The sequence below is a fragment of the Serratia sp. PL7 genome (assembly GCF_945957435.1).
On sequence record NZ_CAMFLB010000005.1, the window covers coordinates 74,188 to 99,327 of the forward strand.

At 52.0% G+C, this 25,140-nt stretch carries 22 protein-coding genes; 9 read left to right on the forward strand and 13 right to left on the reverse strand.

Annotated elements, in window-relative coordinates:
* Nucleotide 1: 1 nt before the first annotated feature.
* On the reverse strand, nucleotides 2-601 hold the full coding sequence (locus N6G83_RS22665; RefSeq protein WP_024527540.1) for a cytochrome b/b6 domain-containing protein: 600 nt from the start codon (nucleotides 599-601) through the stop codon (nucleotides 2-4).
* A 150-nt stretch (nucleotides 602-751) separates the two neighbouring features.
* Between N6G83_RS22665 and N6G83_RS22670 the strand changes: the two genes are divergently transcribed.
* Together N6G83_RS22670 and N6G83_RS22675 are read left to right on the forward strand one after the other, a co-directional pair.
* Nucleotides 752-1,465, forward strand: a complete 714-nt coding sequence (locus N6G83_RS22670; protein ID WP_024527539.1) for a response regulator transcription factor — start codon at nucleotides 752-754, stop codon at nucleotides 1,463-1,465.
* Nucleotides 1,466-1,468: 3 nt separating this feature from the next.
* Entirely contained in the window at nucleotides 1,469-2,935 is a 1,467-nt protein-coding gene (locus tag N6G83_RS22675; RefSeq protein WP_024527538.1) for a HAMP domain-containing sensor histidine kinase, read from the forward strand.
* A gap of 92 nt (nucleotides 2,936-3,027) precedes the next feature.
* On the opposite strand, the gene N6G83_RS22680 is transcribed toward N6G83_RS22675, so the two are convergent.
* From N6G83_RS22680 to ygbI, 10 genes are all read right to left on the reverse strand, one after another.
* The gene (locus N6G83_RS22680) at nucleotides 3,028-5,160 is read right to left on the reverse strand and encodes a fimbria/pilus outer membrane usher protein (RefSeq protein WP_211134768.1); all 2,133 of its coding nucleotides are present in this window, start codon (nucleotides 5,158-5,160) and stop codon (nucleotides 3,028-3,030) included.
* A gap of 50 nt (nucleotides 5,161-5,210) precedes the next feature.
* Nucleotides 5,211-5,699 carry a hypothetical protein gene (locus N6G83_RS22685; protein ID WP_024527536.1) on the reverse strand — a complete coding sequence of 163 codons (489 nt, stop codon included), beginning with the start codon at nucleotides 5,697-5,699 and terminating at the stop codon, nucleotides 5,211-5,213.
* Nucleotides 5,700-6,109: 410 nt separating this feature from the next.
* Entirely contained in the window at nucleotides 6,110-6,775 is a 666-nt protein-coding gene (locus tag N6G83_RS22690) for a LuxR C-terminal-related transcriptional regulator (RefSeq protein WP_233169451.1), read from the reverse strand.
* A 94-nt stretch (nucleotides 6,776-6,869) separates the two neighbouring features.
* Nucleotides 6,870-7,529: a fimbria/pilus periplasmic chaperone gene (locus tag N6G83_RS22695; protein WP_029710855.1), complete on the reverse strand. Its 660-nt coding sequence runs from the start codon at nucleotides 7,527-7,529 to the stop codon at nucleotides 6,870-6,872.
* Nucleotides 7,530-7,541: 12 nt separating this feature from the next.
* Nucleotides 7,542-9,185: a hypothetical protein gene (locus tag N6G83_RS22700; RefSeq protein ID WP_211134769.1), complete on the reverse strand. Its 1,644-nt coding sequence runs from the start codon at nucleotides 9,183-9,185 to the stop codon at nucleotides 7,542-7,544.
* Nucleotides 9,175-11,658: a fimbrial biogenesis outer membrane usher protein gene (locus N6G83_RS22705; protein WP_211134770.1), complete on the reverse strand. Its 2,484-nt coding sequence runs from the start codon at nucleotides 11,656-11,658 to the stop codon at nucleotides 9,175-9,177. The genes N6G83_RS22700 and N6G83_RS22705 overlap by 11 nt, the downstream gene beginning before the upstream one ends.
* A gap of 115 nt (nucleotides 11,659-11,773) precedes the next feature.
* Nucleotides 11,774-12,442, reverse strand: coding sequence for a hypothetical protein (locus N6G83_RS22710; protein ID WP_074031712.1), 669 nt, complete (start codon nucleotides 12,440-12,442; stop codon nucleotides 11,774-11,776).
* Between the two features lie 77 nt (nucleotides 12,443-12,519).
* Entirely contained in the window at nucleotides 12,520-13,110 is a 591-nt protein-coding gene (locus N6G83_RS22715; protein WP_024527530.1) for a common pilus major fimbrillin subunit EcpA, read from the reverse strand.
* Between the two features lie 1,033 nt (nucleotides 13,111-14,143).
* On the reverse strand, nucleotides 14,144-14,932 hold the full coding sequence (locus tag N6G83_RS22720) for a transcriptional regulator (RefSeq protein WP_024527529.1): 789 nt from the start codon (nucleotides 14,930-14,932) through the stop codon (nucleotides 14,144-14,146).
* A gap of 729 nt (nucleotides 14,933-15,661) precedes the next feature.
* Nucleotides 15,662-16,426 carry a DNA-binding transcriptional repressor YgbI gene (gene ygbI / locus N6G83_RS22725; protein WP_024527528.1) on the reverse strand — a complete coding sequence of 255 codons (765 nt, stop codon included), beginning with the start codon at nucleotides 16,424-16,426 and terminating at the stop codon, nucleotides 15,662-15,664.
* Between the two features lie 260 nt (nucleotides 16,427-16,686).
* On the opposite strand from ygbI, the gene ltnD reads away from it, so the two are divergent.
* The 6 genes from ltnD to N6G83_RS22755 all read left to right on the forward strand — a co-directional run bounded on the left by ltnD (nucleotide 16,687) and on the right by N6G83_RS22755 (nucleotide 22,387).
* On the forward strand, nucleotides 16,687-17,601 hold the full coding sequence (gene ltnD, locus N6G83_RS22730) for an L-threonate dehydrogenase (RefSeq protein WP_260524027.1): 915 nt from the start codon (nucleotides 16,687-16,689) through the stop codon (nucleotides 17,599-17,601).
* On the forward strand, nucleotides 17,601-18,860 hold the full coding sequence (gene otnK, locus N6G83_RS22735; RefSeq protein ID WP_282440832.1) for a 3-oxo-tetronate kinase: 1,260 nt from the start codon (nucleotides 17,601-17,603) through the stop codon (nucleotides 18,858-18,860). The genes ltnD and otnK overlap by 1 nt, the downstream gene beginning before the upstream one ends.
* 2 nt (nucleotides 18,861-18,862) lie before the next feature.
* Nucleotides 18,863-19,495, forward strand: a complete 633-nt coding sequence (gene otnC / locus N6G83_RS22740) for a 3-oxo-tetronate 4-phosphate decarboxylase (protein WP_024527525.1) — start codon at nucleotides 18,863-18,865, stop codon at nucleotides 19,493-19,495.
* Between the two features lie 3 nt (nucleotides 19,496-19,498).
* On the forward strand, nucleotides 19,499-20,275 hold the full coding sequence (locus N6G83_RS22745) for an HPr family phosphocarrier protein (RefSeq protein ID WP_211136453.1): 777 nt from the start codon (nucleotides 19,499-19,501) through the stop codon (nucleotides 20,273-20,275).
* 111 nt (nucleotides 20,276-20,386) lie between these two features.
* The gene (locus N6G83_RS22750; RefSeq protein WP_024527523.1) at nucleotides 20,387-21,757 is read left to right on the forward strand and encodes a GntP family transporter; all 1,371 of its coding nucleotides are present in this window, start codon (nucleotides 20,387-20,389) and stop codon (nucleotides 21,755-21,757) included.
* Nucleotides 21,758-21,856: 99 nt separating this feature from the next.
* Nucleotides 21,857-22,387, forward strand: a complete 531-nt coding sequence (locus N6G83_RS22755) for a GNAT family N-acetyltransferase (RefSeq protein ID WP_024527522.1) — start codon at nucleotides 21,857-21,859, stop codon at nucleotides 22,385-22,387.
* On the opposite strand, the gene N6G83_RS22760 is transcribed toward N6G83_RS22755, so the two are convergent.
* Nucleotides 22,370-23,245 (reverse strand): LysR family transcriptional regulator, encoded by an 876-nt coding sequence (locus tag N6G83_RS22760; RefSeq protein WP_024527521.1) that lies wholly within the window; start codon nucleotides 23,243-23,245, stop codon nucleotides 22,370-22,372. The two genes, N6G83_RS22755 and N6G83_RS22760, sit on opposite strands and share 18 nt — an antisense overlap.
* A gap of 94 nt (nucleotides 23,246-23,339) precedes the next feature.
* On the opposite strand from N6G83_RS22760, the gene N6G83_RS22765 reads away from it, so the two are divergent.
* A complete protein-coding gene (locus tag N6G83_RS22765; protein WP_024527520.1) occupies nucleotides 23,340-24,341 on the forward strand; it encodes a nitrilase family protein in 1,002 nt (333 codons plus the stop codon).
* A gap of 112 nt (nucleotides 24,342-24,453) precedes the next feature.
* Here the strand turns inward: N6G83_RS22765 and ompX are convergent, their stop codons facing one another.
* Entirely contained in the window at nucleotides 24,454-24,972 is a 519-nt protein-coding gene (ompX, locus tag N6G83_RS22770; protein WP_211136452.1) for an outer membrane protein OmpX, read from the reverse strand.
* Nucleotides 24,973-25,140: the final 168 nt, after the last annotated feature.

Genomic DNA, 25,140 nt, shown 5'->3' on the forward strand with positions numbered 1-25,140 from the left:
CTTAGCGCCCACGTAACATGGCCAGCAGCGTACGTGGCACCAGGGCCACCATTACCAGATGGATCACCACGAAACCAACCAGCGTCGTCATGGCAAAAAAGTGAACATAGCGAGCCGCGTCGTAACCTCCAAGCAAGGTGCGAAGCAGAGGAAACTGCACCGATTTCCACAACACCAGCCCAGAAAGCACCATCAGGACGCTGACTGCGATGGCCACCAGATAGGCCACACGCTGTACCATGTTGTAGTGGCGTGGATCGGCGTGTGACAACTTGCCTCGTAGTGCGGCCCATAGATCGGCCACAAACTTCCTGGGGCTGAGCGGCCAGAATTGGCGTTTAAAGCGACCGCTGAACAGGTTGATCAGCAGATAGCACAGGCCGTTGATGCCAAACAGCCACATACCGGCAAAATGCCATTGCAGCGCGCCCCCCAGCCAACCGCCTAACGTCAGCTCATTGATAAAGCTAAAGTTAAACAACGGGGAAGCGTTATAAATGCGCCAACCGCTGGTGACCATAATCAACATGGCAAGTGCGTTCAGCCAGTGTGTCAGCCTTAGCCACAGCGGGTGGATAAGGGTCTGTTTCGCCGTGATCATCGCTTCTCTCCTGCCCCGTATCGGTTCGATGTCAGCAGTATTCAACGGATTTGTTCCCCAAGACCTCACGCAAAGTTAAATAAAATGTGATCACTTCCAGGGTGGGGGTTGTGTAGACTTCAGGTAGACCAGTTAACTGCGGTAGAGAAAATGGAAAAGGCAAAACGAATTTTGATCGTCGAAGACGACGGCCATATCGCCGAACTGTTGCAACTGCATCTGCGCGATGAGGGCTATGACATCAGCCACGCGGCCGATGGCAATCTGGGCATGGCAATGCTGGAACAAGGAGGTTGGGACGCGCTGATCCTCGATCTGATGCTGCCGGGCATCGATGGCCTGGAAATCTGCCGTCGCGCCCGCAATATGACGCGCTATACGCCAATCATTATCACCAGCGCCCGCTCTAGTGAAGTCCACCGGGTACTCGGGTTGGAGCTGGGGGCTGACGACTATTTGGCTAAACCCTTTTCCATGCTGGAGCTGGTCGCCCGCGTCAAAGCCCTGTTTCGCCGCCAAGAGGCGATGACCCGCAACCTCCGGATGGAGGCAGGAACGTTAAGCATGAACGGGCTGGTGATAGATCCCATCGCTCGCGAGGTTTTTCTAAACCAGCAAACGGTGGAACTGACACCGCGCGAGTTTGACCTGCTGTATTTTTTCGCCCGCCACCCTGGCAAAGTATTTTCCCGCCTCAGCCTGCTCAATCAGGTCTGGGGCTATCAACATGAAGGGTATGAACACACGGTGAATACCCACATTAACCGGCTACGGATCAAGATTGAGCGCAACCCGGCAGAACCCGAGCACATCCTCACCGTGTGGGGCATGGGCTATAAATTCGCGGCTTCGCCGCAAGGGTAAATGATGAAAAATCTCACGCTGACACAACGCCTGACTCTGGTTTTCGCCCTGCTGCTGCTGATCTGTTGTTCGATTTCCGGTTGGTTACAGGTGCGCAGCAGCACGCAATATAGCCAGGCGGTGATCCAACGGCTTTCCACCAATCTGGCGCAGCATATCGCCACCAGCAACCCACTGTTGAGTTCGCAGGGCTGGAACGATCGGTCGGTGCATACCCTGTTCGATCAACTGATGGCGGTTAATCCGAGCGTTGAGGTTTATCTGCTGGATAAACAAGGCAATATCGTTGGCAATGCGGCACCTGCCGGGCACATGAAACGCCAAAAGGTCGACCTGTTGCCGATACAGACATTGTTGAACGGGGCCGAAATGCCCCTCTATGGTGACGACCCGCGTAATCTCAATAATCAAAAAGTCTTCAGCGCCGCGCCGCTGCGGGTAAATGGTGAGATTGAAGGCTATCTCTACGTAGTGCTGCTGGGGGAGGATTATGATGCGCTGGCCAATAGCGCCCAGATCAACTCTGCCATTTATACCGCGCTGTGGTCGATGGGGCTGGTGGCGCTGTTCGGGCTGCTGGCCGGTGGCATTGCTTTCCACTGGGTGACACGGCCGATCCGCCGCCTGACTCAGCAGGTTAATGCGCTGGATAGCGATGGCATCGCAGCACTGCAAGCCTATGCCAATACCCCTGCAGAGAGCCACCGCCGTGATGAGGTCAGCCAGTTACAGCAGGCATTCCGCCGTATGGCACAGCGCATTACCGAACAATGGCAAACCCTGTCACAACAGGACCAGCAACGGCGCGAGTTTATCGCCAATATCTCTCACGATCTGCGTACTCCACTAACCTCTCTGCATGGTTATCTGGAAACGCTGTCGGTGAAATCAGCCAGCCTGACACCCACCGATCGTCAACGCTACCTGGAGATCGCCCTGGCGCAGAGCCGCAAAGTCGGGCGGCTGGCGCAAGAGCTATTTGAGCTGGCCAGGCTTGAGTACGGCGTAGTGAAACCTCAGAAAGAACCGTTCTCCCTCAGTGAATTGGTGCAGGACGTATTCCAGAAGTTCGAATTGGCCGCCGAGGCTCGCCAGCAGCGCCTGCTTGCCGATATTCAGCCGGGCATCCCCCAGGTGTTTGCCGACTTGAGCATGATGGAACGGGTGCTGACCAACCTGCTGGATAACGCGATCCGCCATACGCCAAGCGGTGGAGAGATCGAAGTGCGCCTGTGGCCACAGGGTAATAAGGTGATGGTTCAGGTCAATGACAGCGGGCCTGGCATTCCCTTGGAGCTGCGGCCTGATTTGTTTATCCGCCCGTCAATTCTCAACCATGCCCGCCGCCATGCGGGTGGTTTGGGGCTGATGATTGTCAAACGCATTCTGCAGTTACACGACAGTGACATTATGCTGGTGGATCAGCAGCATGCTGGAGCCTGCTTTCGTTTCTCCGTGTCGGTACTATGACTAAAGTACCGACAGCCAGTCCCCATGGAAGGGCTTAGGGCGTATCAGCGCCCTGTATGATTGCCACCTGTTGCCCTCTTCGGCACAGCGATTTAATTGAGCAACTCATAATAGGATAAGGCCCCTAATGTCGGCACTTTAACGACTTCATTGGCTGGCTCACCAAACTCTCGCTCTTGGCCTATCTCGTCATTGACCACGTTGACCTGATAGGGAATGAGATTGGGGATAATGGCATAACCACGGCTGTCGGTAACCACATCAACCTGCTCAGGGATCGTCGCATTGGGATACTTTTTGCTATATACCAGTGCGTTAGTGTCACCTAACGTTGGCCCTAAGGTGATCCCCGCCTGATGGGCAACCAACGAACCTGAGCTGTTCGCCGAGTAGAGCGCATAGTTTGTTCCAGACTGGTATCTGATAGCCGATTCCCCCGCAGCATAGCGGTAATTGGCATTCGCCTGATAATTTGCCTTGCTCTTTTTTCCCCTGCGGCTAGTCACCCGGTAGTTAAGGTTGTTATTTAAATGTCTACCGCTGACGCCAAGTTCCGTTTGATAGTGATCGTAGGGGTTATAGCTGTATCCCAGATTCAGGCTGGTGTTATCAATCCCCATGCTCTTTAAGGGTACCCTGAAGGTAATACCAAAGAGCATTTCATTTTTTTGCGTAGGATATTGATAGTATGTCAGGTCAAGATCATAGGATAAGTTGACGGTGTTTTGCATAAACTTCAGTGAGTAGAACGTCCGCTTGCCTTGATCTTCTTTGTATTTTTCCTGGTTAATACTTAACGATAAGCTCTGTGAGGTGCCGATCAATGCACTTAGCGAAAAATCAAAACCATATTCCTTTTTATAGTAATCACAGCAATAGTAATCTGTTTTAGCATTATAGGAGTAATTATTGAAATCATTATAATGAGGTTGTAGATAATACTCGCCATTTAACCTGATGCTGGCATTCGCCTTGTTGAAATTAGCCACATAGTGTAAACGCAACTTCTCACCGGTTACCTTTCCCTGCTCTGCCGATGTTATACTGCTGTACTGGTGATTAAAGGTAATATCACCGAATTGATTGAGTCGCTGACCAATACCCAGTGAGTGGCTATAGTAATTTTGCGCTATCAACGCGCCACCAAATAAAGAGCTTTGTGCAGTGAGTCCATACCCAGCGCCACCCTGAAAAAAATTGGGATTAGACTCCTCCATTCTCTCACTACTCATAAACTTTCCGAATGAGATATCATATTTCCACCTATTCTTATCCAGGATATTGTCAAGTCGACTCCAGGGTACGTCATAATAAATGATACTCCCGTCGCTTTCTCTCACCGTCATGGTAATAGAACCCGACTTGTCAAACAGTTTGATATTTCTCAGCACGAAGTCCCCGGATTGAACCATCGTTCGATAAACCGGTTTGCCGTTCTGCCGGATCTCAACTTCAGCATCACTGGTGGCCACACCGTATACCCAAGGCAACACCGGCCCCTGTGTCGAAGGAAACATATTATCGTCCGAGGACAATTTTATCCCGCGATAAGGAAAGGGATCCAGATAGAAAGTATTATTGTAACCCTCACCAAAATGCAGGCGAGAATTTATCACGGAGATGTCTCTTTCAGCGTAGAGATCGGAAAATTTTATCCGTTGCTGTGGCATACCTTCATTATCATGAAACTGCCGTGATCTTAACCGCCAGTGTTGATAGTTGATACCTGACTCTAACTCCACCACCACGTTATCTTTTCTTTTCCTCCTGACATAACGCTCGCCCTGATATTTCTTATAGTTAATATCATAGTTTATCAAAATGGCTGGAATGCCTTCATCTCTATACTCGATAGCCAGGCGAGGATCGGCCTTAACCTCCGTCGACTCCAAGAATGTAAAAATGAGAAAATTCACCTTATCAATTAAGGTAACGGTAATATTTAATGGATAAAGATCTTTAACTTTGATACAGCCGGTTTCTGGTACCTCACTGCTGTTTGCGGGTGAGAGGATGTGCCATTCTATAAGCTTTTGTCTATCAAAACACGGAAAACCGTCGTCCGCCACGTCCAATTCAATATGGCCTATATCCCGCTCTCCTTCGGATATATAAAAATACTCCCCTGCATTGGCAAAACAGGCTGCCATTAATAGAATAGGGAAAACGAATAAGTTTTTATTCATATTGCGCGGATGGAAATAATGGGATTTATAAAAATGCACCGGCAGTCATCATTAAACATACCGGTACATTATTATTTAATTAGAACAGGTTACTTACCTTCGACAGAAGGCAGGATCGCATCTAATTTATCAAGCTCACGCATCATAGCACGATAAACATAGAGTTTGGACTGAGCATGGCGCCCATCCAATTTGTTTGCTGCGGCAAGATCACGAAGCTTTTTAACCAATTTCAGGGTATTGGGTTGGTTGGCATCAGCCTTAGGAATGGCGCTATATTCTGCAAAGAGATCCTGCCACTCGGCTTCCCAAGCCTCTTGCTGGTTGTACCCTGGGGTGATTGCAGTTCTGGTTTTAGCGGCAACGGATCCGCAATATTTATGCGCACCACCGCGGGTGCCGTAAATAACCCAGAGAGGTGATTTATCCCGAGGATCATTGCCATATGACTGGATATCACTGACGCACTTGGTGACTTCATTACGCATATTTTGCTCTTGGCTGCTGATACCAGCAAAAGCATTCGCAGAGAACGCCAGAGTACCGAGCATCAAAAGCCCAATTTTGCTTTTATTCATCTATATAGATCCTTCTAGAATAATTAATTAAAAACATGAATACGCCGTTCTTAAAGGCAAAAGGACCTTAATTTATAGCATTTATTAAGACAATAAAATTCAGCTGAAATGTTTTACTTTCAGATCTTTCATGAGAAATTCTTTAACATAGCCAGTTAATTCTCAAATAAACACTGGAAATGATAATATTATCATGCTATTAATCACACCAAGATCGAACGCTTTATAACCAACTGTAATGTAAAACAGCGACCTGGTTCGCTTACAAGTGACCTATATCATTAAGAAAGCGTCTGAGATTCAGAATAAATCCAGACAAAGGCGACCTGACTAATTTTAGCCAGGCCGACTGACAGAGGAATTGTTTGAACTCACGCAGCTGGCGTAAACTCAGAAGGAGTCCTTCTTTCCTAGTGCGGTGATGCCGGATGTATTCCAAAAATGGCAGTTTCATCCCAGTAACGGGTTCTGAACGCCAACAGCAGCTGCATAAAGCCAACCGGATTCAGCCCCAGCTTGCGCATAATATTCAGCTTATGGGTGCAAACGGTCTTATAGCTCCGGCCAATAACCTGAGCGGCATGTTGCGCATTAGCTCCGGAAACCATCAACCCCAAAATGCGCCATTCACACGCTGATAATGGCAGCTGTCTCTGCGACAATAGCTGTCGCATCGTTGGGCTACGAAAACTGGCCGTGGGATGGGCCGCCGAAATGGCGGCCAGCAAATAATTCACCTTATCACGCTTGGCTACTAATGAGAGGTGTTTTTGCGCCGCAAGCAGCGATAAAATATCCGGGTTGCCGAGGTCGGTGAAAACCACCAAGGACGCCTTTGGCCAAAGCTTACCGGCGGTCAACACAAATCGCACCACCTGATAAATGTCTTCGGTATAATGGTAGAGCTCCATAATAACCGTTTGCTGTTCATTACTGTTGAGTGATGAAACAATCTCGTTCAGACTACTTAGACGGCTGATTTTTTTATTTTTCGGGTCAATCAATGACTGCAGACCGATATTGACCAAAGGATGGGGATCAAAGATAATAAAAGTATCGTTATAAAAGGTATGCATAATCAACTATTCCATTGAAATATTTTATTTTTTAGCTTATAGAAACCACCTGAAACCTGCGTTCCCTGCCGAACGGTCAATAAAAACCAGCTATTTAAGTGCAACTTTTATCCACGTTGATAAACTTATCGTTATAAATAATAAACTTCTGCCCCTGCAATTTGATGCCCGGATGCGACAGCGTATCCCCAGGGCGTAAATACTCGGTGATCCCCTCTTCATCGGTGCTATCACAGCCAGGTTTCAACAGAAACTTAAAAAAGGTATTACCGGTGTTTTTGAGCGTTCCGCGCTGCTTGTCAAGCTGGTAGTCAAACTTGCTCACACGCGGTCTGACCACCAGAATGGTATCCATAACCACGATCGGCTCCAGGTTGGCACCGGCTTTCTTGTTCTGCCCAGCCGTCAGCAGGTTAGTCGGTACCTCGCGAAATGAAACGCGATAATAACGCTCTTTATTATCCTTCGGCCCATGGTAATAGAACTTGTAATATTCCCCCTGCCCTGCCCGCAGTGTCAGTTGCTTAGGGGCAAACAGCAATTCACCCTCTGCCGGGCGGGTTCGCACCTCTTGCTCCCCTGGCCGATCGATGGCACGAATGGAAACCTGATAAAACCGGGCGCTGGCGTTATTGTTCAACACCCGCTTAGCGACAAAGGACTGATCCTGATCCATCGCAAACGTCATGGTACCCACGTTGATCGCCCCGGCGGTAAAGGGCAGGAATATTAGCCATAGCAGCAGAGTTTTCACATTACCCCCCCTTTAATTGATATTGCGCCAGGTTGCCTCAACGTGAATTTCACCGGCGGCATGCACATCGCCATACCAGGCGTTACCGTCCACCGTTTTCAGCGAGATCGGCGCGTTCATCGGGATCCTGAACTTGACCTTGGTCTTGTTCATCACCCCCACGTCACCGGAAATATCGTTCCATGGGGTACTGCTCCACAGAGCGTTGGTCATATCGTGCCACTGGCTGTCACAACCTGCATCAAACACCTGCTCAGTCCCCGTGCTGGTGGTGATACTGAGCTGAGCCGGGAAGGGTACCTGCGCGGTATTATCTGGCGAGGAGAAAATGCAGTAGTTGATCCCTCCCAGTGACTGAGTTGGACCGGTCGCCATCACCCTGACCTGATCGGCATTGGTCTTGGCGCTGGTGGTCACAATATAGCCAAACTCCAACGGTGGCTCTGAGGGGCCAACATAGCCTTCCCGGTGCGGGCTGTTATCGAAATCCTCGGAAATAATGCTGATACTGAAATCACGAGGCTTGATGATCAGTTGGTTAGAGGTCGAGAACTCATACCAGCCCGATTCCGGCGAAGTGGTGTTCTGGAAACGGAAGTTAATCAGATCGTGCGTACCGCCGTCGGTGATCCCCAGCCTGACCATCTGTTTGAAGAAATTACTGGCAAAAAACACGTAAACGGCATTGCTGCTCTTCAACTCGTTAAACGTATAGTAGCTGCCGGTACCCGAGGTATTTTTCCAACTGTTGCCATTCAAACTGAATTGCAGATCGGCCGCATTAACCGCCGATGACAGTGCGGCATGGTTGATCGACGGAAAAATATGGATCGAGGTGTTACTGACGCTGCCATCCGTTTGCAGATCGTAGCTGACCATCTTGCACATGATACCGCTGCGGGCACCGACGGTTTGGTTGCGGCAGTCCGCATTACCTTCACCGATGATCGGTATCCCATCACTGTTGACGAACACTTCCGATACCGCATTGGTATTGATAAAACGCAGGTGTGCCGCCTTGGCATGGGTGACGGTACGTCGATACCAGGTGCCACGTGCCTGATCCTGACAACGTTCGCCGTTGCTGGCATTGTAGACAACGTTGGTCTGACAACCGTTGATCTGCATACTGAACGAAGTGCCCGATCCCATCTGTTTCAGGTACTGATAAAAACTCGGTGACATCATGCCGTGCATCCATTTTGCCCCACCAGAGGTGACGACAGCACCGTAAAACCCTTTCTCATCGGTGGTTTCAGGCAAGATCAGGCTGGTGTCCATATTGCAACCGGCATACCAGTTGATACAACGCAGGCCGAGGAACGGATTTTTAATAGGCGCATTTTCCAGCCACATATCAAAGCGGTTGTTCGCCGTCAGCCCATAGTTATAACCATTATCAACGTAGCCCAGGCTCTGTTGATAAATGGTGCCGGATCCGCCATATTTCAGGCCGGTCCATTTATTGGCACCGGTCATACGCGGATCTAGCCCCCCTGCCGGGGTCACAAAGAAGTTATCGTCCGCATTGTTCTCAACAAAGACAAACTTCATCGTGGCGGCATCTCCCAGATTGGTCGGGTTCACCGCCTGCGCCGGGGCGATGCTCAGCAGGCCGCCGATCAACAACGCCAAACGTATGCTATTAGCCTTCATTGCTCATATCTCCTGGTTGGCCCACTTTGGCGTAGGACTTCAAGCCGCGGCAAACCACGTCGCCGACCCAGACCGCACCCTGTGCCTTGCTCAGATCCAGTGCCACCTCACAGCTTTGATTGTGACGGTAGGTAAAATCGATTACCGGGAATTTCTTGTCCACATCCATCACGAACTCCCCTTTTTCATCCGTACGGGTACGCCCGATATGGTTGTTGATATTGGCGTTGGCCAGCAGCGTACCGTCCTCGGCCTTGATGCGGCCAAATACCGTCACCATCTGCTTGATTTGCGGTTCGATGACCGCCACGTTGCCCGGGTACAGCGTCAGGCTGTTCTTACGGTTGGTGACGATGTCGAAACTTTCCGCCGAGTTTTTGTTGTTCATCAACTCCACCACATACTGACCATAAGGGGACAGTGGCAGATAGTTCTTGTCTCCGGTCAGCTTGACGACGCGGCCATCCACGCGCGCGGTCAGCATGCCTTCATTTTCCAGGCCGGTATTGATAATGATCCCTGAGTTACCTTCATTACGCCCACTTGCCGCGATATGACGCCCCTGCCAACCGACGCTACCGTTAGCGGTCAGGCTGGTATTCACATAACCGTCTGCGGAGCTGCTAACGTTGACGGTGCCGGTAGAATACTTGGTGTCAAAACGGGCGTAGGCACCGCCGTTAACGCTGTTATCACCGTTGGTGTCCCCGGAGATGGCGCGCGACATATTGGCCCCCACGGTACGGATCGGCCCATCGGCAATCTCTTTACGCGCCGCAATATTGGCCGTGGTGTAGCCGTTCTGGTTAGAAACCCCGGCGCTGAACCAGTTGCCCAGCGGCAAGGAGAAATCGAGCGCAATGTACTTACCGGTATTGCCGCCGGAATGACCATTATTGTATCGCTGTACCCCGGCACGTATGCCCAGCGTGCCGTAACGGCCGGTGAACAGATTCTGGTAGTAATCCACGTTGTAGTAATGGCTGCTATTTTTCTTGTCGTCGTTATAACTGACGCTGAGCGTGCCGAGGTGAGGCACAATCGCCCCCAGGTTCAACGAGCCGCCGATCGCCCGGTTATGGGCATCGTTTTGGCGCAGTTTGTTGCCGATCACCGTTTTTTCTTCGTTGGCCCACAGCGTACTGAAACCGCCGGGCAGCGTGGCGCTCACGGTGTTGATCAGCGTCCAGGATCGGTCTGTGGCTACCATGCTCTGGGTGCTAACCTGCACCGCATCGATGATCGGTATGCTTAAACGGCCTTCCGCCACCGAGGTGCTGTCCAGAGAATAACCGGAAAGCGCCCAGTTAAAACGAGACAGGTAGCCAGAGGCTGAAGCCCCCAACAGGTAGCTATCTTTAGCCTCAGCGAAGCGATCGTTGTCGCCACGCCACTCATCCATTCGCACCATGCCGCCCCAATACTGCCAGAACATTGGCGCACCCGCGGCGTGCAACGGACTATAGAGTTTGTTAACCCGTTGCATACGGCGGTTGATCACCTGACCATTGACGATCACCTCAACCTGCACATCGTAAATACCAAAAGGCAGCGTGCCGGTATCCACTTCATGGTTACCCATGGCGAAATTCTGTACGCTGAGCAGGCGGCCATCACGCGACAGGTGAACCTCACCCGCCGAAGGAAAGAAGGCAACAATCGGCGTTAACGACTGGGTATTATCAAACACCGTCGAATTGGCCCGGCTACCATAGGACATGCCGTAGATTTTGCTCGAATTGATGGTGGTCACTGGGCCCAGCGATTGCAGGTTCCAACTGTCGAGCATGCCTGCGGCAAAGCGTCGGCCAGCGAAGTCACGCTCATACATCACCTTATACAGCGTCGAATCCTGGTTGCTGCTGCCAATCCCATAGACAGAACCGTTCACTTCCACATGATGTTCACGCAGAGAGGTGACGTTATTCAGCGATAAATAGCTGGAGGTAAAACCTTCGCTGGCTTTGGTGCGGTTGTCGTAAACGCCCAGGTTATAGGCCAGCGTGCTGCTTATCTCATCAACACTCGACGCACCAATATCGCTGGCGCGCTCACGCAATACCGTACCCAGGGCCGATTGCTTGACCACCAATTGCAAGTTCAACTGGCGGAAATCCAATGCCAGCCAGGCATCATCCGACAGCGTAATGCGTTGCTTATCGTCAAAGTTGGCGTCATTGAGCGCATTGAGCTGCTTGGCGATCGCGGCGGTCAGCTGTGCGCCCCCCTCGTTATCTTCCAGGGTAATTTCGCTAATTTTCAGATGATTATCATCAAGCACCAGCAGTGCGCGCCCAATGCGTTGATCGTCTTTCTGGGTGTTGTTTTGTTCAAAATGCAGCAATAGCGGGATGCTCATCCCCTCACGCAATGCCATGCTGAAAGTCTGGGGGATCAACACGCCATCAATTTGGGTTAGCCCGGCGGCAAGAGCCGACTGCCCAGGGATCATCACGGCAGGGATAACGCTCATCCCCACCGCTACTGATATTTTGAGTAATGCACTATCCAGTGCTAGTTTCACGTCTAACTCCTTGAACTATTATGCATCCCTTTACTGCAACATCCCGTGGCAGCCCAACTTGGTGTTATTTGACTTGAATAAATTGCTCTCCATACCAAAGCGCAACGTGGCTTTTTTTGTCATTGATATCCACTTTGGACAGGCCACGATCTTTACCTGGCATGACAAAATAGTTTTCCTTGCAGTTGCTGCCTTCTTTCTTATTCTTGCAGGGACCATAGGCCACCATTTTGAAGGTAGCATTGCCGGTATTGACGACTTTGTTATTGGCAAACTGATGATTAAAATTAGCCTGCCGGGGCGTAACCACTAAAATGGTGCCAATACGCGCCGAGGTGGTGGCCACGCCATTGCGTTTGGCGGTATTCTGCCCCGCATCCGTTAATGCCTGATCGAACCAGACAATCCGGTAATAGCGTTCTTGGTTATCTTCTGGGCCCTTATAATAAAAACGGATCACGTCCCTGGCGTTGGCTGGCATCATCAGGCTGGCCGGTGACAACAGCATTTCGTCTTTCGTCGCCATCGGGATCACCACGCCGGATTCCGTCGGGTCGGAAATCCTTTCTATTTTTATATTCACCAGGCGGCCGCTATCCGTCGTATTTTTAATTTCTTTACTTAGCGTCGCGCTATTACTGGGCATAAAGGAACTGACCGAGCCAACATCCAGCGCCAAGGCGCTATGGCACAGGGAAAGCAACAGGGGAATAGAAAAATAGAAACGATTCATAGCGGTATTCCAAACTCTTTAGCTGACAAAAACAGGGGGTTTCCCCCCTGTTAAGACGCATTACTCTGGGGAAACGATTATGCTGTAGTCCAGGTAGCGTTGAACTCTACGCTCACGTCGCCACTCCAGATACCTTCAGGCAGGGTGCTGAAATCAGTCACAGCAGTTGTGCCATCAGCCGTTGCGCCGATGATGCTGAAAGTGAACTGATCTTGTGCACTGGTACGAACAGCTTTATCGTAAGCGCCAGACAGTGCGCTCAGGTTGCCACCCAAAATACCGGCTTTAACATCGATCATAGGGGTTTGAGCGGTTTTCTCTACGGCAGCACCGTTATAGTTAACGCCCACTTCCAGGGTAGAACCAGAGGTGTCGAGCTGAGTCAGAGTGTTGGATACCAGCTTGGAGGTCAGTTTAAAATCGGTGGCGGTTCCTTCGCCCTCGATAGTCACGTCGAACAGACCTTTCTGGCTGTTGAAGCCTTTGATGCCTTCAGCATACTGGAAAGACAGGCTGCCGATTGGCGTAACAACCAACTTGCTGGTGGTATCTTTCTTGGCAGTGGCTGACCAGGTAGCCAAGGCTTGTGCGGTAACTTCTGCTGCCTGAGCGGTGCCCACTACTGCGAATGCTGAAACGATTGCCAGAGCAAGTGTGATCTTTTTCATGGTAAAACTCCCTAAGTTATAGATTTCTATTGTCCGTTAAATTTGCCTTGCTTTGTCATCTCCACTCACTCTGGTATTGCCAGTTGCTAGCGGGATAACGCCAAGTGTTGATAGGCAACGTGAGTATGCCTCTCGTCCCACTTGGCGAGAAAAATCTTAACCCAAATAAATCTTAAGATAATCATTAACTAGTAAATGTGAAATGTTTAGATTTAAATCCTGCGTTTAATCTTTTTAATGCTGAATTAAGGATAAAAACTCCACCCATGCAAAGTGGGTAGCAGAATTATCCTAGATTAATTCGATCAAACATTAACCTTATTATAACTACCGTTATTCGGTGCCCTTTCTGGTGAAAAGTTAGCCTGTACATTTAATGTGTGTCAGTTAAGGCACCCATTTCCCCTCACCCCAACCCTCTCCCAAAGGGCGAGGGAGCTGGTACGGTGCCGTGTTCAGGTGCAGAAGTGAGCTGCAATAGGGTTGATGCAGAGGCGGAGTGCCGTAATAAATTGCGGCATGTTCGGTCGTCTCTCCTTTTGGACGAGGAAGTTGGTACATTGCCGTGCTCAGGTGCAGAAGTGAACTGTGACCGGGTTGATGCAGAGGCGGAGTGCCCTAATAAAATTGTGGCACGTTCGGTCCTCTCTCCTTGTGGACGAGGGAGTTGGTACATTGCCGTGTTCAGGTGAAGAATTGAGCTGCAATAGGGTTGATGTAGAGGCGGAGTGCCGTAATAAAATTGTGGCATGTTCGGTCCTCTCTCATTTTCGACGAGGGAGCTGGTACGGTGCCGTGTTCAGGTGCAGAAGTGAACTGCAATAGGGTTGATGCAGAGGCGGAGTGCCGTAATAAAAGTTTGGCACGTTCGGTTCCCTCTCCTTTTGGGAGAGGGCTAGGGTGAGGGGCATTACTATTTCGGGGTAGTGAGCCGACGGAATAAGGGGGATAACGTTAATGAAGTGGTTTAATCTAAGGTAAAGATGCTCTGGCTGTCGGGTGTTTATCCAGACAGCCAATCAGCATCATTCAATTAAAGGGAGGATTCGCTTTCCAGGCCAGAGCAAAGTTCAATCTTATGCTCTCGCAAAATCTTGCAGCGGAGAAAAAATAGCCGTGATATGCCAGAAATATACGACTTCACCTGATTGCCACGCATCAGCAACAGGTATTCATCCGGCTGGCATTGGATTTTTTGCCTTACTACCTGCGTCAACACATCATCGCTGAATGCCGGATCTGCCTGAACCGTGGAGTTCGACATGAATACCGCGCAGTTACCCGATTTGCCCAAATAGCTCTCTTGCCGGATGCTTGGATTGAAAATATAGAACGCAATGCTGGCCAATACCACGCACACAAAGCCCACTATTCCCCAGCCATAGCGCAAGGAAGCACAGGAGAACACCTTGCCTACCACCACGGGTATGGTTTTAGCGGCTGATACCGGCGGTTCGGCAGCAAGGATCGGCGTATCCTTTTCATCCTCACAAGACACAATCTGGATTTCGCTGTGCAGCATAAAACCCACTTTGGGAACCGTGACGATCACCTCCTCATCAATTCCCAGCGCCTTGATCACTCTACGTAACTTGCTCACACACTGGTTAAGATTATTGTTACTGGAAATCATCCCATAATCATCCCACACCTTTTTGAAGATCACTTCACGGCTCACGGCATCGCCCTGGTGGACAATCAGTAACTGTAACAGGCGTTTGGATGGGTTGGAGATGGTGACAGTATCGTCAAACAGATCGCTCAAACTCAGCGTTCCGCTATCGACATCGAAGATAATACGGTCATTAAATTTATATTTCATTATATTCACGACTTTCACTATAAAAACAGACAACCCAGGCATTAATCGTTAATAAAATCATTTGATTAAAATTAAAAGAAAGCCTTTGTGAACGTTTTTATCGCTAGTAAATAGACCGCGGGTAATTGTCATTAACTGTGGCATTTTTCCTTCTCCCTGGAATAAGAATTTTCTCATGACCAAAACAAAGATTATCGAAACGCGCTGACTATTGATATATTGATTCGTTAAATTTCACAAGGTTAGATTTTTATGTTGTCATAAATTTTTTTATAGCGAAAAACTTCATAAAAACACCATATATGGCATGTTTTAATGTAAAAATATCGCAGATTTAACTCTCACCAAGATCTTACATGACTGAAAAAGCAGGCGCTTTCGGCTAGCGTTGATAGTCTTTATCATTTAAATCAATGGTTTTAACCTGTCACACTGCCAGGTAGCTGCCTTAGCCTGACACTGACTTTACATAGCGATATAACCTGGTGTTACCCATACATCGTCAGGATGTATACCAACACCACATTAAGGTGAATCCTTAAAAATAAATCATTAACGTTTTATGAGTAAATATTATGTGGTAGCAGGCTGACTGTGCCACCGGCTGGCACCTGGACGTGATGGAATTATTGCGACTCAATGCCTGTATTATCTGCTGTGGAGTCTGTGGCCAGGCCCTTGGGGCAGCGATAACTACCCCGTTGTTTATCAGATTAGCGGGATTGAAAGTCACTGCACCGCAGTAAGCAACGTAATATTTGCCTGCATAATCGCCTCACGCGCCGCTTCCGGCAGGTGATCGTCAGTGATGATCACCTCAAAGACTGAAATCGGCAGCGCCAGATAGGTAGCGACCTTGCCATATTTGGAAGTATCACTCAGCAAAATGCGGCGGCGACTGGCCTCAACGATGGCGTTTTTCACCACCACCTTATCCTCGTTCGGGGTAGACAAACCACGCATACTCCATGAGGAAGCAGAGATAAACGCCAGATCGATAAACAGATTACGTAAAGCCTGAGCCGCAGCGGCCCCCACGCAGGAACGGTTTTCCCGGCATACCGTACCGCCGGTGTGGATCAGCTTGCACTGGCTATGTTCGAGCAGATAGGCGGCGATAACAAAATCGTTGGTCACCACGGTAATATCGTCACGCTCGCCGAGCTGGCGCGCCAGGGCCAACGTGGTGGTGCCTGCGTCCAGATAGATGCAGCTGTTGGCCGGGATCTGCCGCGCGGCCAGTTGCCCAATGGCGGCTTTCTGCTGGCTGAACATTCCTTCCTTATCCTGATGCGAAGGCTCAATCGCCACTCGTTCGGCCGACTGCACACCGCCGGAGACGGGGAGTACGCTGCCCTGCTCTTCCAGTTTTTGCAGATCGCGCCGGATGGTCATGTGCGAGACCCCCAGCCTTTCGGTCAGTTCAGCTATGCTGACTGCTCCGCGCTCGGACACCAGCGCCAAAATTTGTTGGTGGCGTTCAACAGGTATCACGGTTCCCCCTCTGTGACTACGATGATAATAATTGTGATTTTACGTCAATTTTCGTGCGACGGTAGTAAAGCTTTTCAGGCTGTGAAGCCGGTCATAATCATAAAAAACATTTAAAAGCATTATGTTAGCAAGAGTAACCGTTTTTTAGACTGTTCGTTGCATTGTTAATTATTGTGAAGGCGATCACCGATATCCACGCCAATAACGCTTACATTTAACACATCAAAACAAATAATCACTAAAATTAACAGAGGTGCATCATGGCACAACCAGGAAACTACGCAGTTTGTATCGTCGGTTTGGGGTCAATGGGCATGGGCGCGGCTACGTCCTGCATCAATGCCGGGCTGACCACCTATGGCGTCGAACTCAATCCACAGGCATTGGTGGCGCTACAGCAGGCCGGTGCCAAACAGGCCGCCACCAGCGCAGCAAACTTTGCAACCGAACTGGATGCAGTGCTGCTGTTGGTGGTTAACGCCAACCAGGTAAAACAGATCCTGTTCGGGGATAACGGCCTGGCGGCACAGTTGAAACCGAATACGCCGGTGATGGTGTCTTCCACCATTGCGGCGGCGGATGCCAAAGAAATCGAACAGAAACTGTTGGCGTATAACCTGCCAATGCTGGATGCCCCAGTTTCCGGCGGCGCAGCCAAGGCAGCGGCTGGTCAAATGACCGTGATGGCCTCGGGCAGTGAGAGCACCTTTGCCCAATTGCAACCGGTGCTGGATGCCGTCGCCGGGAAAGTGTACCGCATTGGCGACGAAATCGGCCTGGGGGCAACGGTCAAGATCATCCATCAATTGTTGGCAGGCGTACACATTGCCGCCGGTGCCGAAGCGATGGCGCTGGCCGCTCGCGCCGGTATCCCGCTGGACGTGATGTACGATGTGGTCACCAACGCCGCAGGCAACTCCTGGATGTTTGAGAACCGTATGCGCCACGTGGTCGATGGCGACTACTCACCAAAATCTGCCGTAGATATCTTCGTCAAGGATCTTGGGCTGGTAGCCGATACCGCCAAAGCGCTGCACTTCCCGCTGCCATTGGCCTCCACGGCGTTCAACATGTTCACCTCCGCCAGCAACGCAGGTTTCGGTAAGGAAGATGACAGTGCAGTAATCAAGATCTTCGCCGGGATCGAGCTGCCGAAGAATAAGGAGAACTCATAATGTTACTCGGAGTGATTGCAGACGACTTTACCGGCGCCACCGATATCGCCAGCTTCCTGGTGGAAAGCGGTTTGCCTACGGTCCAGCTCAATGGCGTGCCGCAGGATGATACCCCTGTCGACTCGCAGGCAGTGGTGATCAGCCTGAAATCGCGCTCCTGCCCGGTCGACCAGGCGGTTGAGCAGTCGTTGCAGGCTTTGGCCTGGCTACAACGCCAGGGTTGCCGCCAGTTTTACTTTAAATACTGTTCCACCTTCGACAGCACAGCCCAGGGCAATATCGGACCGGTTACCGATGCCTTGCTCGATGCGCTTGGCGAACAGCAAACGGTGATTTCCCCTGCGCTACCGGTAAATGGCCGCACGGTATACCAAGGTTATCTGTTCGTGATGGACCAGTTGCTGTCGGAATCCGGTATGCGCAACCATCCGGTGACGCCAATGACCGACAGTAATCTGATGCGGCTGATGGAGGCCCAGGCCAGCGGGCGTTGCGGGCTGGTCAACGCGGCAGAGATGGATCGTGGAGCCGGTGCGGTGCAGGAAAAGTTGCAACAGTTGGCACAGCTTGGCGTGCGCTATGTGGTATTGGATACCCTGAACGAACAGCATCTGCTAACACAGGGCGAAGCGCTGAAAACCATGAAGTTGGTCACCGGAGGTTCAGGGCTGGCGATCGGCATTGCCCGCCAATGGGCGCAACCTGGCCAGGAGAAAGCCCAATCTGCCGGAGCGCCACAGGGAAAGAAAGCCGTGATACTTTCCGGCTCCTGCTCCACCATGACCAACAAGCAGGTAGCACGCTACCGCCAACAGGCTCCGGCACAGAGTATTGATGTCTCGCGCTGCATCACAGCAGGAGATCGCAGCGCCTACGCAGCCGAGCTAAGCACATGGGTTGAACAACAGGCCTCACAACTGGCCCCATTGTTGTACGCCACCGCCGAGCCGGAGCAACTGCAACAGACCCAGCAGCAATACGGCACCGAGGCTGCCAGCCAGGCGGTAGAAGCCCTGTTTGCCGACGTAGTTAAACGCCTGCAACAACAGGGTTTCAGCCGCTTTATCGTTGCCGGTGGTGAAACCTCTGGCGTGGTCACCCAGGCGTTAGGGATCCGCGGTTTCCATATCGGCCCATGCATTTCTCCAGGCGTGCCTTGGGTACGCGCAATTGAACAACCGGTATCACTGGCCCTGAAATCGGGCAATTTCGGCGATGAAAACTTTTTCGCCAGAGCACAAACGGAGTTTTCAGTATGACGATGACCGCTGACACTGAACGGCTGGCAAGGGAAGAGATGGTGCGTCTGGGGGCTTCGTTCTTCCAGCGCGGCTACGCTACCGGTTCAGCAGGCAACCTTTCGCTGTTGTTGCCAGACGGTACCCTGCTGGCCACTCCCACCGGCTCTTGCCTGGGGGAGTTGCAGGCAGACAAACTGTCGAAAGTCAGCCTGAGCGGTGAATGGATTTCCGGCGACAAACCCTCGAAAGAGATCAGTTTTCACCGCGCGCTGTACCAGAACAACCCGACGTGCAAGGCGGTAGTGCACCTGCATTGCACCTATCTGACCGCGCTTTCCTGCCTGCAAGGGTTGGATACGGCAAACGCCATCAAGCCGTTCACGCCTTATGTGGTAATGCGCGTCGGCCAGGTGCCGGTGGTGCCTTACTATCGCCCCGGCGATATGCGGTTGGCGGAAGATCTGGGCAAGCTGGCCCCAAGCTACAAGGCTTTCCTGTTGGCGAACCACGGCCCTGTGGTCACCGGCGAGAGCCTGCGGGAAGCCGCGAACAATACCGAAGAAATGGAAGATGCGGCCAAGCTGATTTTCACCCTCGGCAACCGCCCAATTCGCTATTTAACCGATGATGAAATTGCCGAGTTACGGAGCTGAACCATGCCAAAATTTGCTGCCAATTTATCGATGATGTTTACCGAGCACTCGTTTCTGGATCGTTTTGATGCCGCTGCGGCGGCCGGATTTAAAGCGGTAGAGTTCCTGTTCCCTTATGATTACCCCGCCGATCTACTGGCGGAGAAACTGCAACAAAACGGTCTCCAGCAAGTGTTGTTCAATACCGCGCCGGGCGATGTGAGTGCAGGCGAATGGGGATTGGCGGCGTTGCCCGGCCGCGAGCAGGATGCCCGTGCGGATATCGATCGCGCTCTGGAATATGCCATCGCCCTTAAGTGCCCTAACGTTCACGTGATGGCTGGCGTAGTGCCGCCCGGCGAAGATATTGCCCGCTATCGGGAAACCTTTATCAGCAATATCCGTTACGCCGCCGACGCCTTTGCCCCTCACGGCATCAAGGTGTTGATCGAAGCGCTCAGCCCACCGATCAAGCCCAACTACCTGTTCTCCAGCCAGCATCAGGCTGCGGAGCTGGTGGCCGCCATCGATCGCCCGAACGTGTTTATTCAGTTCGACTTTTTCCACGCACAGTTGGTGGACGGCAATATCAGTAATCTGATCGCCTCACTGGCCGGGCGCTATGCCCATATCCAGATCGCCTCGGTGCCAGACCGAAATGAACCCGATGACGGTGAACTGAATTATCCTTGGCTATTCGCCCAACTGGATAAGGTGGGTTACCAAGGCTGGATTGGTTGTGAATATAAACCCCGTGGGGAAACGACGGCGGGTCTGGGGTGGGTGAAACCTTACCTGTAATCAAGAACTCGTCGCGCCAACACCAGTTTCAATAACATAAAAAATAAACGCACCCGTATCGCCCCAGGGCGATCGCGGTGCCGGACTCTTACCTGAATTAAAGGCTATGCTATGTCTCCAACTATGCTACTGATCATTGCCGTACTGGGTGTCGTACTGCTGCTATTGATGGTCATCAAGGCGAAGGTTCAGCCGTTTGTCGCCCTGCTGGTCGTTAGTCTACTGGTCGCGCTTGCCAGTGGGATCCCAACCGGCGAAGTCATGAAAGTGATGACCGCCGGGATGGGCGGCGTACTCGGCTCGGTGACTATTATCATCGGCCTGGGTGCGATGCTGGGAAGAATGATCGAACATTCGGGCGGCGCAGAATCCCTGGCGCAGCGTTTCAGCAAAGCGCTGGGGCCAAAGCGCACCATTGCCGCGCTTACCAGTGCCGCGTTCGTCCTGGGCATTCCGGTGTTTTTCGACGTCGGCTTTATCATCCTGGCCCCGATCATCTATGGCTTTGCCAAAGTGGCTAAAGTCTCACCGTTGAAGTTTGGCTTGCCGATGGCCGGTGTGATGCTGACGGTGCACGTAGCTCTGCCACCACACCCAGGCCCGGTCGCGGCGGCGGGGCTGTTGAGTGCCGATATCGGTTGGTTGACCATTCTCGGCCTGATCATCTGTATCCCGGTGGGGGTGATTGGTTACTTCGCGGCAAAATATCTCAACCGTAAAGCCTACCCACTCTCCATTGAGGTGTTGGAACAACTGCAACTGGCAGCCCCTGAACCTGCACCGGAAGGCAAAGCGCAACTCAGCGATCGGATCAATCCTCCTAGTGCCGGATTGATTACCGCGCTGATCGTTATTCCTATCGCCATCATTATGCTAGGCACCGTTTCTGCCACCCTGCTGCCAGCAGGTTCGCCGGTGCGTGATGCCTTGTCATTAATCGGCTCACCAGGCGTAGCGTTAATGATCGCTCTGGTATTGGCGTTCTATCTGCTGGCAATCCGTCGTGGCTGGAGTCTGCAACACACCAGCGATGTGATGGGAGGGGCGTTACCAACTGCGGCAGTAGTCATTATGGTTACCGGTGCGGGCGGCGTGTTCGGCAAGGTGCTGGTTGAGTCTGGCGTGGGTAAGGCGCTGGCAGATGTGCTGACCACTATTGGTCTGCCACTGATCCCGGCTGCATTTATCATCTCGCTGGCACTGCGTGCCTCACAGGGGTCGGCTACCGTCGCCATTCTGACGACCGGCGGGTTGCTGTCCGAAGCGGTTATCGGGCTTAACCCGATGCAGCTTGTATTAGTCACGCTCGCCACCTGCTTTGGCGGCTTGGGCTTATCGCACGTTAACGACTCCGGCTTCTGGATCGTTACCAAATACCTTGGCCTGTCAGTGGCTGATGGCCTCAAAACCTGGACAGTATTAACCACCCTGCTCGGTTTAAGTGGCTTCGCCTTTACCTGGCTGCTGTGGCTGGTCGTGTAACTTCCCGGTATTGCTAGAGCCAAAGCAGTTCGGCTACAGTGGTGAGTATCTTGAGGCGTTGCTCCGGCAGCGCCTTTTCCCTTGTTCAGGAAGGAAGCCATGACCACTCACACCGTTGCCCCCACCTTGATCACCGAACGTCTGATCCTGGATGCCCACCGGCTGGAAGACTTTGACGATTTGGCCGCCATGTGGGCCGATCCTGCGGTGGTGCGCTATATCGGCAGCACGCCACGCGACAAGGAGGACAGCTGGGGCCGCCTGTTGCGCTACATCGGCCACTGGAAATTGCTGGGGTATGGCTACTGGGCGGTGCGGGAGAAAAACAGCGGCAGGTATATTGGCGGAATTGGCTTCGCCGATTTTCACCGTGATATTCAACCCGCACTCGATGTCCCCGAAATGGGCTGGACGCTGATCACGGCTGCGCACGGTAAAGGCTATGCCACCGAAGCCTTGAATGCCGCGCTGGTCTGGGCCAAAGAGAATTTCTCACAGGACAGAGTCGTTTGTATCATTTCGCCGGATAACCGCCCTTCGCTTGGCTTGGCGAAGAAAGTCGGCTTTGTGGCAAGCCACCGCAGCGAATACCACCAGTTACCAACGGTAGTGTTATACCGACCGCTCTGAGTTCAAGATACCCTGGATAAAATTATCCCGCAGCGCATCAGGCCGCTGCGGGTTCCACGCCAGCCCAACCTGCCATTGCGTCTGCTCGCCGCTTAACGGCAGAATATCGACCCCAACCGGAGCAATAAACGCAATGCTTTGCGGCAACAGCGCCACGCCTATCCCCGCCGCCACCAGCGCCAGCAAGGTTTGGATATCCTCCGCCTGCTGCACCACGTTGGCCCGCAGCCCCTGAGCGGCAATAAAACGCAGCACCTGCTCGCTCAACCCTCGGCCACGTGAAGGTTCCAACTGCAGCAGAGGAAAACGGTGGAAATCCGCCAACAGGTTCTCCTCCTGCAACGCCATCGCTCTCGGCACTGCCAGCACTAGCCGATCGGTCAGCAAAGGCTGTGCCTGCAAGGGAGCAACAACGGGCAAGCGTACAAAGCCAGCCTGTAGATCGCCGTTTAGCAACAACTGGCATTGCCGTTCCGAAGGAAGATCCTCCAGGCCAACCACCACCGCCGGAAAGCGCTGACGAAATGCCGCCACCCACTGTGGTGCCAGATGAAAACTGGAAAGCCCAAAGCCTAAGGCCAGACGCCCGGTTTCCCCCTTCACCACCTGCAACGCATACAGATGAAACTGCTCGTGTTGGGTCAATAACTCCAGCGCTCTGGGGAACAGCGCGGCACCATTGGCAGTCAGCCGTGCCCCCTGGCGGCCCCGCTCGAACAGCCGGGTACCCAGTTGCAACTCGATAGCTTGAATTTGCTTGCTCAACGCGGGCTGGGTGATACACAGCCGCTCGGCGGCCAGGTGATAGCGCCCCAGTTCAGCCAGCGCGACAAAGGCACGTAATTGACGATTATCCATTCCATTAGGTTATCAAAAGAGGATTTTAATTGATTATACAGTAATCGATGCGGCTGCTGTAATTAGCGAACAAAACCCCCCACAGGAGCTTGCTATGACCACGACCCTTCGTGCTGCGTCGGTACAATTTCAACACCGCGCCAATGACAAGAACTACAATCTCGGCGTTATGGAAGACTTTATCACCCAGGCCGCCGCCGACAACGTACAGGTCCTCGCCTTCCCGGAAATGTGCATTACCGGTTACTGGCACGTACGCCACCTGGCCGACAGCGAAATCACTGCGCTGGCTGAGCCTATCGCCACCAGCCCCTCACTGGCGCGCATCCGCCCGCTGGCAGAGCGGTATCGAATGGCCATCGGCGTTGGGCTGATTGAGCTGGGTGAAGATGGCCAACTGTACAACGCTTATGCGGTTTGTCTGCCGGATGGCCAAACCCATGTTCACCGCAAGCTCCATCCTTTTGAGCATGCGCTGATCGCAAAAGGCGATAGTTATACCGTGTTTGACACACCTTGGGGCGTACGTATGGGGATCCTCATCTGCTGGGACAACAACCTGGTGGAGAACGCACGTGCCACCACGCTGCTGGGTGCCGATATCCTGTTCGCCCCTCACCAGACCGGTGGGACAAATTCACGCAGCCCGCACGGCATGAAGCCGATACCGCTGACGCTATGGCAGCAACGTAAAGAAAATCCGGCGGCGATCGAAGAGGCTTTTCGCGGCGACACTGGCCGCGGTTGGCTACTGCGCTGGCTGCCTTCTCGCGCCCATGATAATGGCCTGTTTATTTTGTTCAGCAACGGTGTGGGGCGAGATGATGATGAGGTGCGCACCGGCAATGCCATGCTGCTGGACCCTTATGGCCGCATCCTGTCAGAGACCTGGACAGCTCAGGACGCCATGGTTACCGCCGATCTGGATCTGAGCTTAATCCCCATGAGCAGCGGGAGGCGTTGGATCCATGGCCGTCGGCCAGAGCTTTATGGGCTGCTTACCGAGCCGCAAGGATATGAGCGCGATCCCCGTACGGCGCGTTTTTCATTGCAACCGACCACGGTATTGGGCAAGCCAAATACATCGATAGATTAAATATAGAGTCGGATGTGGGTTACCGGCAAAAAAAATCCGCCCCTAAAAGGCGGATTTTCATTGGGCATGACCAACAAGGTCACACGCTCATGCCCGAAGGCATGGGGAAATCTTAGAAGCGGTAACCTACGCCCACGTTCCAGGTGCCAACGTCAACGCTGCGGATACGGCTCTGCTCGTAACCCACGTCCAGAGCAACCTGTTGCATTGGGTTGAACTGCAGACCAGCACCGTAGGTGAAGCCGTAGTCGCTGGTGTTGTTGTGGTCAGTACCGTTTTGAGCGTTGGAAGTGAACTTACCATAGCCCACACCGATCACACCGTAGATGCTCGCCCAATCGTTGAAACGATAAGCCGGGCCAGCAGTGATGGAGCTGTATTGTGCTTTGTTGTAGAAGCCGTCTTCAGAACCGTTCTTTTCCAGGTGGGTGAAAGAACCGACCACACCCAGTGGGCTGTTGTCGTACTCGTAACGGTACTTCAGGTTGAAACCGTCGGCCTTGTTGGCAACGCCTTGGAGATCGCCCTGGGCATAGCCAGCGGATACGGTGCTCTCACCAGCAAATGCGGTACCTGCTGTTACGGCCAATACACAAGCTGCTACTGCGGAAAGACATGCAATTTTTTTCATAACCACCTCAAACGCGTTTTATTATTAAAGTGCTTCAATTTCTCATACATTGAAAATATAGCAAAAATTAGCGTGAAACTCTGCCTTTAAATGAGTGTCTAAATCTTTGTATCGTGTAACAGAAGATTTCAAGAACACTATAGCATACTAATTTTCCTGTATTTTTCC

Bases quoted from the DNA above. Each gene is read 5' to 3' on its own strand.
- N6G83_RS22665 (WP_024527540.1), bottom strand. From the start codon at position 601: ATGATCACGGCGAAACAGACCCTTATCCACCCGCTGTGGCTAAGGCTG.
- N6G83_RS22670 (WP_024527539.1), top strand. From the start codon at position 752: ATGGAAAAGGCAAAACGAATTTTGATCGTCGAAGACGACGGCCATATC.
- N6G83_RS22675 (WP_024527538.1), top strand. From the start codon at position 1,469: ATGAAAAATCTCACGCTGACACAACGCCTGACTCTGGTTTTCGCCCTG.
- N6G83_RS22685 (WP_024527536.1), bottom strand. From the start codon at position 5,699: ATGAATAAAAGCAAAATTGGGCTTTTGATGCTCGGTACTCTGGCGTTC.
- N6G83_RS22690 (WP_233169451.1), bottom strand. From the start codon at position 6,775: ATGCATACCTTTTATAACGATACTTTTATTATCTTTGATCCCCATCCT.
- N6G83_RS22700 (WP_211134769.1), bottom strand. From the start codon at position 9,185: ATGAAGGCTAATAGCATACGTTTGGCGTTGTTGATCGGCGGCCTGCTG.
- N6G83_RS22705 (WP_211134770.1), bottom strand. From the start codon at position 11,658: ATGAGCGTTATCCCTGCCGTGATGATCCCTGGGCAGTCGGCTCTTGCC.
- N6G83_RS22710 (WP_074031712.1), bottom strand. From the start codon at position 12,442: ATGAATCGTTTCTATTTTTCTATTCCCCTGTTGCTTTCCCTGTGCCAT.
- N6G83_RS22715 (WP_024527530.1), bottom strand. From the start codon at position 13,110: ATGAAAAAGATCACACTTGCTCTGGCAATCGTTTCAGCATTCGCAGTA.
- N6G83_RS22720 (WP_024527529.1), bottom strand. From the start codon at position 14,932: ATGAAATATAAATTTAATGACCGTATTATCTTCGATGTCGATAGCGGA.
- ltnD (WP_260524027.1), top strand. From the start codon at position 16,687: ATGGCACAACCAGGAAACTACGCAGTTTGTATCGTCGGTTTGGGGTCA.
- otnK (WP_282440832.1), top strand. From the start codon at position 17,601: ATGTTACTCGGAGTGATTGCAGACGACTTTACCGGCGCCACCGATATC.
- otnC (WP_024527525.1), top strand. From the start codon at position 18,863: ATGACCGCTGACACTGAACGGCTGGCAAGGGAAGAGATGGTGCGTCTG.
- N6G83_RS22745 (WP_211136453.1), top strand. From the start codon at position 19,499: ATGCCAAAATTTGCTGCCAATTTATCGATGATGTTTACCGAGCACTCG.
- N6G83_RS22750 (WP_024527523.1), top strand. From the start codon at position 20,387: ATGTCTCCAACTATGCTACTGATCATTGCCGTACTGGGTGTCGTACTG.
- N6G83_RS22755 (WP_024527522.1), top strand. From the start codon at position 21,857: ATGACCACTCACACCGTTGCCCCCACCTTGATCACCGAACGTCTGATC.
- N6G83_RS22760 (WP_024527521.1), bottom strand. From the start codon at position 23,245: ATGGATAATCGTCAATTACGTGCCTTTGTCGCGCTGGCTGAACTGGGG.
- N6G83_RS22765 (WP_024527520.1), top strand. From the start codon at position 23,340: ATGACCACGACCCTTCGTGCTGCGTCGGTACAATTTCAACACCGCGCC.
- ompX (WP_211136452.1), bottom strand. From the start codon at position 24,972: ATGAAAAAAATTGCATGTCTTTCCGCAGTAGCAGCTTGTGTATTGGCC.